General features: G+C 19.8%; 12 protein-coding genes and 1 pseudogene. 2 read left to right on the top strand and 11 right to left on the bottom strand.

Going from position 1 to position 12,565, the window contains the following annotated elements:
• Positions 1 to 80 precede the first annotated feature (80 nt).
• Both BUCISPPS3390_RS01180 and asnS read left to right on the top strand, forming a co-directional pair.
• Complete coding sequence (locus BUCISPPS3390_RS01180; protein ID WP_154060832.1) at positions 81 to 1,034, top strand: rhodanese-related sulfurtransferase; 954 nt, start codon at positions 81 to 83, stop codon at positions 1,032 to 1,034.
• A gap of 637 nt (positions 1,035 to 1,671) precedes the next feature.
• Positions 1,672 to 3,069, top strand: a complete 1,398-nt coding sequence (gene asnS / locus BUCISPPS3390_RS01175) for an asparagine--tRNA ligase (protein ID WP_154060831.1) — start codon at positions 1,672 to 1,674, stop codon at positions 3,067 to 3,069.
• A gap of 515 nt (positions 3,070 to 3,584) precedes the next feature.
• Here the strand turns inward: asnS and BUCISPPS3390_RS02150 are convergent.
• From BUCISPPS3390_RS02150 to BUCISPPS3390_RS01125, 11 genes and pseudogenes are all read right to left on the bottom strand, one after another.
• Positions 3,585 to 4,390 (bottom strand): annotated as a pseudogene (locus BUCISPPS3390_RS02150) (TatD family hydrolase).
• A 34-nt stretch (positions 4,391 to 4,424) separates the two neighbouring features.
• Complete coding sequence (locus tag BUCISPPS3390_RS01165; protein ID WP_154060830.1) at positions 4,425 to 5,408, bottom strand: DNA polymerase III subunit delta' C-terminal domain-containing protein; 984 nt, start codon at positions 5,406 to 5,408, stop codon at positions 4,425 to 4,427.
• The gene (acpP, locus tag BUCISPPS3390_RS01160) at positions 5,401 to 5,664 is read right to left on the bottom strand and encodes an acyl carrier protein (protein ID WP_154060829.1); all 264 of its coding nucleotides are present in this window, start codon (positions 5,662 to 5,664) and stop codon (positions 5,401 to 5,403) included. The genes BUCISPPS3390_RS01165 and acpP overlap by 8 nt, the downstream gene beginning before the upstream one ends.
• Positions 5,665 to 5,740: 76 nt before the next feature.
• Positions 5,741 to 6,478 (bottom strand): 3-oxoacyl-ACP reductase FabG, encoded by a 738-nt coding sequence (gene fabG, locus BUCISPPS3390_RS01155; protein ID WP_154060828.1) that lies wholly within the window; start codon positions 6,476 to 6,478, stop codon positions 5,741 to 5,743.
• A complete protein-coding gene (locus BUCISPPS3390_RS01150; protein WP_154060827.1) occupies positions 6,475 to 7,413 on the bottom strand; it encodes an ACP S-malonyltransferase in 939 nt (312 codons plus the stop codon). Before BUCISPPS3390_RS01150 ends, fabG begins: the two co-directional genes overlap by 4 nt.
• Before the next feature lie 277 nt (positions 7,414 to 7,690).
• Positions 7,691 to 7,888, bottom strand: coding sequence for a 50S ribosomal protein L32 (rpmF, locus tag BUCISPPS3390_RS01145; protein ID WP_154060826.1), 198 nt, complete (start codon positions 7,886 to 7,888; stop codon positions 7,691 to 7,693).
• 98 nt (positions 7,889 to 7,986) lie between these two features.
• Positions 7,987 to 8,694: an RluA family pseudouridine synthase gene (locus BUCISPPS3390_RS01140; RefSeq protein WP_232036965.1), complete on the bottom strand. Its 708-nt coding sequence runs from the start codon at positions 8,692 to 8,694 to the stop codon at positions 7,987 to 7,989.
• An 11-nt stretch (positions 8,695 to 8,705) separates the two neighbouring features.
• The gene (locus BUCISPPS3390_RS02120) at positions 8,706 to 8,951 is read right to left on the bottom strand and encodes a S4 domain-containing protein (RefSeq protein WP_232036964.1); all 246 of its coding nucleotides are present in this window, start codon (positions 8,949 to 8,951) and stop codon (positions 8,706 to 8,708) included.
• A gap of 341 nt (positions 8,952 to 9,292) precedes the next feature.
• On the bottom strand, positions 9,293 to 10,072 hold the full coding sequence (locus BUCISPPS3390_RS01135) for a flagellar basal body P-ring protein FlgI (protein WP_154060825.1): 780 nt from the start codon (positions 10,070 to 10,072) through the stop codon (positions 9,293 to 9,295).
• Positions 10,073 to 10,156: 84 nt separating this feature from the next.
• Positions 10,157 to 10,783, bottom strand: a complete 627-nt coding sequence (locus BUCISPPS3390_RS01130; protein ID WP_154060824.1) for a flagellar basal body L-ring protein FlgH — start codon at positions 10,781 to 10,783, stop codon at positions 10,157 to 10,159.
• Between the two features lie 254 nt (positions 10,784 to 11,037).
• Positions 11,038 to 11,754: a hypothetical protein gene (locus BUCISPPS3390_RS01125; protein WP_154060823.1), complete on the bottom strand. Its 717-nt coding sequence runs from the start codon at positions 11,752 to 11,754 to the stop codon at positions 11,038 to 11,040.
• Between the last annotated feature and the right edge of the window lie 811 nt (positions 11,755 to 12,565).

Genomic DNA, 12,565 nt, shown 5'->3' with positions numbered 1-12,565 from the left:
TACATATTATATTAAATTATGGTATTTTTTATATGTATATATTATACTAATTGAGTTTTTAAAATAAATTGGTTGTTACTGTGTGTAAAATTATAAAATTTTCTTCAGATATGTATTTAAAAAATATTTATTTGCATTCTATTAATAATAAACGGGTTATTTTATCTTTTTATAAATATTTTTATGTTGTTGATCCTTTAAAATTGTTTTTTTTTCTAAAATTACATTTAGAAAATAAAAGTATTTTAGGTAGAATTTATATTGCTAAAGAAGGAATAAACGCTACAATTAGTATTCCTTTTGCAAAATATAAATATATTGCTCGATTTTTTAAAAAAATTGATATAAAAACTAAAAAAATGTATATAAATTATACTTTTGAAAACAAACAAATGGCTTTTTGGGATTTAAGAATAAAAATTAAAAAACAAATTGTATTTAGTAATATTAAAAATTTTTATTTTTTTAAATGTAAAAAAAGTACATATTTAAATGCATTTTTAGTAAATAAATGTTTTCTTGATAAAGACTATATTTTTTTTGATATGCGCAATGATTATGAATATGAAATTGGGCATTTTAGTAATGCATTAACTGTACCTGCACGAACTTTTCGTGATCAATTGAAAAAATTACCTAAGTATATAGAACCGTATAGAAATAAAAAAATTGTAATGTATTGTACAGGCGGTGTACGTTGTGAAAAATCCACTGCTTTATTAAAACATTATGGTTTTTCTCATGTATATCATATATATGGGGGAATTTTAAGTTATATTAAACAAGTTAAAAAATATAATTTACCTAATTATTTTAAAGGAAAAATTTTTGTTTTTGATGCGCGTTTATCAAAAAAAATTACTAATGATGTTTTTTCTATATGTATAAATTGTCAAAAATATACTAATCGTAATCATATAAATTGTTTCAATGATTCTTGTCATCATTTATTTATTCAATGTAAAAGATGTTCGGTTAAATTAAATTCGTGTTGTTGTGTAGATTGTAAAAATCAATTGCATAACATTATGTAGTATTTTTTAAATCATTTTTAAATAGATTCTTAAAAGATTACACTATTTTTATGTAATTTTCATTATTATATTAAATATATACTAATATGATCTATGTTTAAATTGTTTTTATTATATGTATAATAGTTGTCTTGTTATCAAAAGTGTACAAAATTGACGTAAAAAAATAGTTTTTATTATATAATTGCATAATAATATAGTTTTTATTTTTTATTAAAAGTTTTATAGTTTTTTTATTTAGTTTTGTTATTTAAATTAATACAAAGTTTATTGTAAAATAAATACAATTTATTTTATATAAATTTTTTTATTAAAAATAAATATTTTATATTTTACAGTTAAATATTAATAAGTTTAATAAGTTAATATTTTAATTGAATAGAAAATTAGATAAATATTTATTAATAATAAAGTGTTACTTTTAATATAAAATACATGATTTTTTTAAATTTTGAATTATTCTGATAGATATTTGATTTTATTATTTTGATTTTTTGTATTAATATATGTAAGCCTAGATTCATGATATTAATATGGAGTTGATAAAGATTGATATATATAAAAATGTGTGTAACATCATCATATTAAATTGTATATATATCATTAAAATATATATACCATAAAATAGGACATGATTATGAACAAAATCTCTATATTAGATATTTATAAACAAAATAATCATTTAAATAAATTAATTACTATTAATGGTTGGATACGCAATAATAGATTTTCTAAGATAGGAATATCTTTTTTAACTGTATCTGACGGATCTTCTACATCCACAATACAGGTAATAGCAAAAAAAATTTTATGTAATTATTTTACAGAAATCGTTAAGTTAACTATTGGTTGTTCAGTTTTAATTTCTGGTCATTTGAAATTATCTAAAGGAAATTTGCAAATATATGAGATTTATGCTCTTCATATAAAAGTTTTGGGATGGATAAATAATCCAGATATATATCCTATGTCTGCTAAACAACACAGTATTGAATATATTAGAAGTTATTGTCATTTACGTCCACGAACTAACTTAATTGGAGTAATTTCTAGAATCAGAAATACAGTATTTCAGTCATTAAATCAATTTTTAAATAACTTTGGATATCTATGGGTATCTACTCCTATTATTACTAGTATTGATACTGAAGGTTCTGGATCTATGTTTAGGGTATCTATGCTAGATGATAATAATGTTAATAGTAAAATCAATTACATAAGAAAAAACAATGAATTTTTTAAAAAAAAGGTTTTTTTAACTGTTTCCGGTCAATTAACTTTAGAATCTTACGCTTGCGCTTTATCTAAAGTATATTCTTTTGGTCCTACATTTAGAGCTGAAAATTCTAATACAAAAAAACATTTAACTGAATTCTGGATGTTAGAAGTAGAAAAATCTTTTTCAGATATTAATGATATATCAGTTTTTGCTGAACAGTTATTGAAAAATTCTGTTGCGGATGTGTTAAATAATTGTATGTCAGAATTACTTTTTTTACAAAAAAAAATTGATAATACTATTATTCATCGATTAAATAAATTCTTAGAAATTAATTTTATACATGTAGAATATACTGAAATTATAGATATTTTGTTAAAAAATAAAAATATTTTTGATGAAGATATATTGTGGGGAAAAGATTTATCTTCTAAACAAGAAAAATATTTAGTAAATAATCATTTCAAATCTTCAGTAATAATACAAAATTATCCGAAGAAATTAAAAGCATTTTATATGCGAGTAAATGATGATAATAACACGGTTGCTGCTTTTGATGTGATAATTCCACAAGTAGGTGAAATTATTGGAGGTTCTGAACGAGAAGATAGAATTGATTATTTGGATTATAGAATGCAAGAAATAGGATTAAATAATAAAAATTATGACTGGTATAAAGATTTAAGAAGATATGGAACAGTTCCGCATGCTGGTTTTGGTTTAGGATTAGAAAGATTAGTATTATTTATTACTGGAATTAATAATATTAGGGAAGTTATTCCTTTTCCTAGAACGGTAGGACATGCGGATTTTTGAATTATTTATTAAAGATAAATTATAAATAATTTTATGTTTTTATATAAATAAACATAAATTATATTTATATATAATTAACTTATTTAATATATATATATATTTTATGTGTAAAATTAGTTATGTTTATTTTTATGTTATATATACAAAATATAAAAATATATTTTGTATGTAAAACAGAGAACATGTATTGATGTACATTCCTGTTTATTATTAATAATAAATACTGTTAATTATTTATTTTTATAAGTAATAAAATTTTCAATATAATTTTACACGTTGTGATAACTTAATATACATTTTACATAATAAACTATTAATGTATATTTATAAAAATAAAGTTTATTATTTTAATATTTTTTTTAATTTATAGTTTTAAAAAATATTTATAATATTTGATTTTTTAAGTATATATTTTATTTATATTAATATTTTATATAATGATTTCTTAAATTGATATAATATATATAGTTAATAATATTGATTATATTGATTTACATGATATTTTTTGTAATTTTTTATTTAGTATCGATAAGATTAGCTATATTTTTTTTTTCAACATTAAACAATTTAAAAAAATTATTGTTTAAAATTTTAGTAAATTCAAAAAAGTCAATTTTTAAATATTCTTGAATAGTTTTTGCTATATAATATAAAAAATATGGTTGATTAATTATTCCTCTATACGGCTCTGGAGATAAATAAGGTGCATCTGTTTCTATACATAATCTATTCAATGGTATAAAATTTAATACTTTTCTTAAATCATTAGATTTTTTAAACGTAATAATTCCAGAAAATGATATATAGAATCCAGCATCTAAAAATTTTCTTGCTATATCTATCGTTCCTGTAAAAGAATGTATAACTCCGGAATATGATTTATTTTTATTTGAATTTAGAGATTGAAATATTTCGTAATCAGCACATCTATTATGAATAATTAGAGGTTTTTTAGTTATATCAGATATATGTAAATGATGTCTGAATAATTCAATTTGCTTATTTTTATTTTTTATAGATCTATAAAAATCTAATCCTGTTTCTCCAATTGCAATAACTTTTTTTTTTTAGATAATGATAGTATTGTCTGTAAATCATTATTTGTATGTTGATCATTAGGATGTAAACCACATGATAGTAAAATATTTTTATGGGTATAAGTATATTGGTATAAATTATAAAAATCTTCAATAGAAGTAGATACAGATAAGAATAATTTTATATTATTTGTATATGCTTTTTTTAAAATACAATCTAATTTTTCAGGCTTATTGGTATCGTCTATACGGTTAATGTGACAATGAGTATCTATTAGAAACATGTCTAAAATCCTTGTGTTTTTTTTAATTAAAATATTATGTATGCAATGTTTTCATCCATAAAAAAATTTGTTCTATGAATATTAATTTTTTATCTATTTTATAAGAAGTAGATAGTATTTGTTGGAATTGAATCCAGGATATCAAATTATTTTTTAATACATTAAATTTATTTATATGTGCAATTTTTTTGATTAACCTTAATTGATCTACATTTTTGATTGTATTATTTTTACATATATTATATTTAATAATATCTAATAAAAAATAACAAATTAAAGTAGTTATAATCTTTTCATCATAATCTAGTATTACACTCCATAAATCACTGTCATTTTTTTCATTGATATATGTATGTATTGCGCGCATAAATATATTTCTCTGTTTAAATGCATTACTTTTTAAAAATTTTTGAGTAGATATAGGAGCATTATTATTTATTCGTAGTGCAGTTAATAATTGTAAAAAATTATGTTGTTTGTTTTTTTTTTTTAGCCATGAAATAGCGATATTTTCTTGTGGTGCGTGTATATAATATATAATTGATCTACTTTTAATAGTATTAATTACTTGAGTGATATTTCTTGTATGTAAAAAAAAAATAGTATTTTTTGGAGGTTCTTCTAATGTTTTTAATAAAGCATTACTAGCTTCTAAAGTACAAGAATTGATATTTGAAAAATAGACTATCTTACACCCACCTTGTTGCGATGTTTTATATAAATTCTTAATTATATCTCGGATTATATCAATTCCAATATTTTTATATTGGGAAATATAATTTATATTGTAAAAATCAGGATGATTTTTTTTTTTTATTAAAAAACACGATATGCATTTTTTACAATTAGTAAATTTATTTCTATATGAGCATAGAATCCATTTAGAAATATTAAAGATTAATTTTGAAATTCCTACACCAGTAGGAGCTTGAATTAAATTTACAGGATGTAATGAATTTTTACGGTATTTGTTAATTATATTTAAATACTGAGTAATTAGCCAAGGATATTTATTCATGTTTATGTATTTTATTTTTTTTTTTAAGTTTATTACTAATATACGTAACAAGATTTTGTATAGACTGTATTTTTTCTGGATTCATATCAAATAATTCAATATTGAATTCTTCTTCCAATAACATGATTAATTCAATAAAATCTAATGAATCTGCTTTTAAATCTTTTTTCAGATTACTGGATAAAGAAATATCTTTATTATCTATTTGGAATTGTTTTGCTAAAATTTTTTCTATTCTGCTAAAAATATTTTTCATATAATAGTTTCCTATATATTTAACAATTATTAAAATAAATCCGTGAAATGAAAATTTTATTTATATAAATAATAATTTATACATTAAAGTCAACGTACATACCTCCATTTACATGAATATTTTGACCAGTTATATACGAAGATTTTTTTGATGATAAAAAAGATACAACGTAAGCAACATCTTGGGTATTTCCAAAACGACCTACAGGTATTTTTTTTAAAATTTCTTCCTTTTTTAAAGATAATATTTTTTTAGTCATATCAGTATATATATATCCAGGAGAAATTACGTTAACAGTAATTCCTTTTGATGCTACTTCTAAAGCTAAAGATTTTGAAAATCCAACAAGTCCAGATTTTGAAGCAGCATAGTTAGTTTGTCCAATTTGTCCCGTATAACCTGATATTGAACTAAGAACTATTATTCTCCCATATCTTTGTCTAATCATAGGTAACAAAATAATTTTTGTAATATGAAATATTGCAGATAAATTAATGTTAATTACATTATTCCAATAGGAATCATGCATTTTAAGTAAGATACTATCTTGTATAACACCTGCATTATGTACAAATATATCAATTATTTTAAATTTTTTAATTAATTTTTGAATTTTTTTTTTAGTTTCTATAATTTTTAAAAAATTTATTAATACACCAATTCCATGACCTTTAAATGTTTTTTTTATTTTATCTACTCCTTGTAGAGTTGTAGAAGTACCTATTACATATATTCCTTTGCTTATTAACTCTGTTGAAATTTTTTTTCCAATACCTTTATTAGCTCCTGTTACTAATGCTATATTTTTTTTCATAATTTTTTTATTATATCAATAATTAATGATAGTTTTTGGTTATTATTAGTCGAGTATGATGAAATTTTACGATATTCTTTATTTAAATTTGTTAAAACTTTTCCCAATCCTACTTCAATAAAAATACTGATACCCATAGAAATTATTTTCATAATACATTGTTTCCAATGTACTTTTTTATATATTTGTTTTAGTAATGAAATATATATGTCTTGTTTAGAAGTTAAAATTTTTGAACGATAATTGCCAATGATAGGATATTTTCCTTTTGATATCTTTATCTTTCTTAAAGATCTAGAAAATTTTTTTTTATAATTTTTCATGAGAAAACAGTGTGATGTAAATGGTATAGGTAAACGTATTACTTTTACATGTAATTGTTTTTTAAATATTTGACCGGCTGTATATACTGCTGAGTAATGTCCAGTTATCACTACTTGTGTTTTAGAATTAATAATAGAAATAAATACTTTTTTTTTATTTGAAATTAATGAACAAATTTTTTCAATCAAAATATAATTTAGTCCAATTATAACTAATGTTAATACTCGGGTATCTTTTACGGCTAACAACATTATTTTATGACGTATATTTACAATTTTTAAAGCTTCTTGAAACAAGATATTATTATTACATACTAATGCTGAATATTGACCTAAGCTATGTCCAGCAAAAATAGATGGTTTAATGTATATTTTTTGATTTAATAATTTATATATTGCAATAGATGATATAAATATTAATAAATGCATGTTTTTTTTTAGATACAAAGGATTATTTTTTTTTTTAAAACAGTTATTGTATATATTCTTATGCAAGATATCAGATGCTTCTTCAAACGTTTTTCTTATTATAATATGTTTTTTAAAAAATAATTTTAAGCAATCTATATTAGATAATCCATATCCTGGAAAAATTAATGAAATTTTTTTCATAAATTGAATTACCTTTTTATTCTATATACTACTATATAGTATATAGAAAAATATTTTGTTGTATAACTATGATATAAATAATATTAATAATAATTAATGATAATAAAAATTATTTATTAATTTTTTATCAAAATTATTAACATATATTAAAAAATATTAAAATAAAATATAACAATTTATTCCATTTAAAAACAAATTATTAAATTTTATATCTTATATAAATATAATTTTATTATAATTACCGTATAATTTGTATTTATATAAAATTATTGATGTTTTATTTAATTATTTTTGCAGATTTTTTATGGAATAAAAATGTTTTTTTTCCTTTATAATAACCTTTTTCAGTAATATGATGACGAATATGTATTTCTTTAGAAGTATTATCTATGGATATTTTTTTCTCTAATACATGATCATGAGATCGTCTCATTCCTCTTTTTGAACGACTAGGTTTACTTTTTTGTACGGCCATTTTTTTTCCTTTATAATAATCAATAATTATTTTTATTAATTTTAGAGTAATATTTAAGTATATTAAACATTCTTAAAAACTACAATTATTATATCAATTTAAAAGTTATTAAATATATTTTTTTTTGAAAATATTTTCAATAATTTTTTAAATTGTTCATCTAATTTAGCAGTTATAAAAATTTTTTTATTACTTAGTGGATGATAAAAAAAGATTTTGTAAGCGTGTAATAACAGTCTGCCATTCTTTTTATGGATGATTTTTTTTTCTTTTTTAATGTTTCCGTATTTTTGATCAAAAACAACAGGATGTCCAAATTGTGCAGCATGTACTCGAATTTGATGTGTACGTCCTGTTATTGGAATTACGGACATAAGAGTGGTATTATGGAAGTATTGAAAAATTTTAAAACAAGTAGTTGACGGCTTTCCGTTTTTGTGAACGCATACTTTTTTTTTTTGATGATCATTTTTTTTTTTGAGCAAAGGAAGATTAACCGTAGTATTTTTTTCGGACCAACGACCATGCAATAATGCTAAATATTCTTTATATATTAATTTATTTCTTAAATTTTCATGCATTTTTTTTAAAATAGAACGTTTTTTTGCAAGCATTAATATTCCAGACGTTTCTTTGTCAATGCGATGAACTAATTCTAGAAATTTTAGTTCTTGACGAATTTTTCTAAATATTTCTATTACACCATAATTTATACCGCTTCCTCCGTGTACTGCAATTCCATATGGTTTATTAAAAATAATTAAATATTTATCTTCAAATAATATATTTTTTAAAAATAAATGCACTGTTGATGATTTTAAATTAATTTTTTTTTTTTTATCTCAATTTTTATTGAGTATAGAGTAAGATTATCATGTATTTTTAATTTATAAAATGGTTGTACTTTTTTTTTATTAATTTTTATTTTTCCTATTCGTATACTACGGTATATCATTCTTTTAGGTAATTTTTTAAAAGTTTTGAATAAAAAATTATCGATTCTTTGCTCTGACATATGTTTCGTAATGATAATGGATATTGGTTTAGCATGAATAGTATTCATATATTGATTCTATAAAATTAAGGTTTATTAAAAATATGTATTTAATTATGTATAACTTGTATTACATATAAAAATTTTTCATAACATACTAATATTTTTATAGTTTTATATTAATAATATTTTTATATTTATAGTTAATATATTTGCAATATTAAATAAAATATTAGAATTATATAAAAATTTTTTATTTAAGTTACCATGTATTTAATGTTACATTTTTTATATTTTAATGTATATTAAGTTCAATGTATATTTTAAGGTATATATTTGTATGTATCTTAAAATATATATTTTAATATATATTTTATAATAGTTTTTTTGATTTTTTTAATTTTAATAAATTATTTTTTATAATTTTTTATAGATATATTTATATTCATAATATTCATCAAAACTTGGTTTTGTAATTTTCTGTTCTTGGGTATTATTATTTGTATAGTATTACTGTCTATAATAGTAGCTATATCAAAATAATGTATATTAATTGTATTATAAATTTTTTGTAACAAGTGCCAATTTTTATGTTTTATTTTTAATAAAAAAATTCCATTTTTATGTTCATCAAGAATATTTGATATAGATTTTTCTATGATTGCTCCATGAATTATTTTTTTTCGTGTTGGATTATTTATAGAAATTTTTTCTGTATAATTTATTTTGATTTTTCTCCAATTCATGGATATATTGCCTTGAGCAATAGCATAGATTTTTTTATCTATACCTTGTAAAGGTGTCATTAATAAAGTTCCACCATTTAAACTGCTAGCGTTTCCAATAGAAGAGACTGTGATATCAATTTTTTTTCCAATATAATTCCAAGGAGAAATTATTGCTGTTACTATTACAGCTGCTACGTTTTTTGTTTGTATATTATTATTACATGTTGTATATATTCCAAGTTTTATTAGCATATTATTCAAAGATTGACGTGTAAATGGAATATGTAATGTATTATCTCCAGTTCCAGGTAATCCTACTACTAATCCATATCCTATAATCTGAATATTTTTAATACCAGAAATATTTATTAAACTGTGAATTTTTTTTGCTGATACGTTTGATATATTTAATAGTAAAAAAAACATGATTATTATATTTTTTAATGTTGATATTTTTTTCATGTAATTAAATTATTTATTCAGTACATTATGTATATTTTTAATTAAAAATTTTTATTAAATTATAAAAAAATATATAAAAATCTTTTAAAATAAAAAAAATACTTTTTTTTTATTTTTTTGTATATATTTTATAACAAAATTAGATATCTTATAAGATTCAATAGAATCACTTAAATTTATTTTTTTTGGGTTGATTATTCCGTAAAATTGTATTATTTGACGATGATTATTAATTAATATTTTTTTTTCTCCAAATACGTTTAAATATTTGTCTTTTAGAATAGACACTATCCTAACGGAAAAATGTGAATTTATTTGATTATTTAAATATATTTTTTTTAGAGTGAGCGGTTTTCTCGTTTTTTCTTGTTTGGAATAATATGAAATGTGTTTTTTTATTAAAAATAAACAAGAATATAATTTATTATATAATTTATAATTATAGGTATTTTTAACAGTAGTTCTTACAGTATTATTTTCATTGCATATTACGGTTATAAGATCACCGACTTTGTAATGTTTATATGTAGTAAACCATGATAAATCATTCTGGATAGATTTTTTATTTTTAATATTAGTAACTAAAGACAATGGTTGTAAAACAGAAGGTTTGTTTTTGATAGTACTACAAGATATTGGCTGATTATGTATATGACATGTTAATAATATACAATATAAGATATTTTTACAAATTAAAAAAAAAGACTTCATTATTTCATATCACGCCTAGTAATAATATTTTTTTATGTATATTTTTATGAAAATTAATAGATTTTTTTAAATTATTAAATATATTTTTATAAATTTCGTATATAGATACTGAATCTTTTTTTAGATTTTTTTTAATTATAGATTAGAATTATATAATAGAAACCAAGATAACTATAGTTTCTATTATAGAACATTATTTCAATTTATTTGTATTTTACAGTAAAAAAACTATATTTTTTCGATATTTTAACAAATTAATAATCTTCTTGTTGTGCCGTCATATCCGATTCAATCAATCGAACTAACTTGAGTGTATTCATTAAATTGATCGTTTCTTGCTCATAGTTTTTCATCATTGTTTCTGGTGACATCAATTTAGATTTAAGTTTTAAATCATTTTTTTTGTATTTTTCTAATCCTGAGGTATTTAAGTCATGCATTTTACTATTTTTATGAGCTATGACATCATTATCATTTAATAAAGTAGATTTTAATTGTCCTAAAAAAATTGGATCCTGACCTTTTTGATGATTATCTTCTTTAATTACAATTATTCCAGCGTTTTTTATCAGTATTTTTGTTCCTACAGGAACTACTATCGGTCTATCGTTATTATCTAAAGCAGTATAATTATCCATAGCTACTTCTCTATTTTCATTTATTGTAACATGGCCATCACGTATGAATCTTTCATAACCTTGATCATCTAAAACAGAAAACCATCCAATTTCTGTATCGTCTAAATTTTTAGAGGATTCATTAGTAATATCTGATGTTTGTGTATGAATATCATCAAAATCCATATTTTGTTTGTTTATTATTTTTCTATGGTCAGACGTAATTTTTATGTTGTATACATATTGTTTTTGAAAATTATTTTCTATATTTTCAGTTTTCTTGTTATTTATAGAGTCATTTTTTACTACATTTTTGTCATCTAAAATAATTGTTGAATATATTGTATTGTTCATTTACATTTCCATTTTTTTTAAATGTTTAATATTTTTAAATTATAGTTTATGATTTAAAAATTTCTAATTAAATATCTTAGTTTTTATGTATACATAATAATATTTTTAATTAAAATTAATAAGTATTTAATTTTAATTAATTGTTTTCTTTTTATACAAAAGAAACATTATTTTTATAATTTAAGAAAATTTATTAATGTCTATTTAATATATAGAATAAATAATTCTATCATATATAAACAATTTTGTTAATACAAATTTATTTTTTATGTTATTATTTGTTATTTTTAATCTTCTTTAAATATAATTTATATATTATAAATATATTTATAATAAAAATTAACAAATTTTATTTTTCATATAATACATCACAAAATTATCTTTTACAAATAGTAATTTTTTATTTTATACAATAATACAATTAAGATCACTTTTTTTTGTGTATATTTTTATTGTCATAAACAATTTTTATTATCTATACATTGTTATAAATATAGTTATGCACGCACATAAATATTATTGTTTTATAATTATAGTATTAAACGCACATGTTTTATATAAATACAGTCATAATAATATTAGAGATATTTATTAATATAAATAAATTTTTTATATACGAAAAATATTACTAAAACATTAAAAAATATTTTTATATTTTTTTATGTTTTAGTAATGTTAATATTATTGATATATAATACATTTATATAAATGAAAAATTTAAATATTTTTAATTATTAAATAACTACGTAAGTGCATATAAAATTTATTAATTACATAATAAACATCTTGGTGTTTTATGTTCAATAGCTTT

The sequence above is a fragment of the Buchnera aphidicola (Cinara cf. splendens/pseudotsugae 3390) genome (assembly GCF_900698845.1).
Taxonomy (GTDB): Bacteria; Pseudomonadota; Gammaproteobacteria; order Enterobacterales; family Enterobacteriaceae; genus Buchnera_F; species Buchnera_F aphidicola_AM.
The sequence above is the reverse complement of the archived record's forward strand: the minus strand, read 5'-3'. Positions and strand labels throughout refer to the sequence as shown.

Bases quoted from the DNA above. Each gene is read 5' to 3' on its own strand.
- asnS (WP_154060831.1), top strand. From the start codon at position 1,672: ATGAACAAAATCTCTATATTAGATATTTATAAACAAAATAATCATTTA.
- BUCISPPS3390_RS01165 (WP_154060830.1), bottom strand. From the start codon at position 5,408: ATGAATAAATATCCTTGGCTAATTACTCAGTATTTAAATATAATTAAC.
- acpP (WP_154060829.1), bottom strand. From the start codon at position 5,664: ATGAAAAATATTTTTAGCAGAATAGAAAAAATTTTAGCAAAACAATTC.
- fabG (WP_154060828.1), bottom strand. From the start codon at position 6,478: ATGAAAAAAAATATAGCATTAGTAACAGGAGCTAATAAAGGTATTGGA.
- BUCISPPS3390_RS01150 (WP_154060827.1), bottom strand. From the start codon at position 7,413: ATGAAAAAAATTTCATTAATTTTTCCAGGATATGGATTATCTAATATA.
- rpmF (WP_154060826.1), bottom strand. From the start codon at position 7,888: ATGGCCGTACAAAAAAGTAAACCTAGTCGTTCAAAAAGAGGAATGAGA.
- BUCISPPS3390_RS02120 (WP_232036964.1), bottom strand. From the start codon at position 8,951: ATGAATACTATTCATGCTAAACCAATATCCATTATCATTACGAAACAT.
- BUCISPPS3390_RS01135 (WP_154060825.1), bottom strand. From the start codon at position 10,072: ATGAAAAAAATATCAACATTAAAAAATATAATAATCATGTTTTTTTTA.
- BUCISPPS3390_RS01130 (WP_154060824.1), bottom strand. From the start codon at position 10,783: ATGAAGTCTTTTTTTTTAATTTGTAAAAATATCTTATATTGTATATTA.
- BUCISPPS3390_RS01125 (WP_154060823.1), bottom strand. From the start codon at position 11,754: ATGAACAATACAATATATTCAACAATTATTTTAGATGACAAAAATGTA.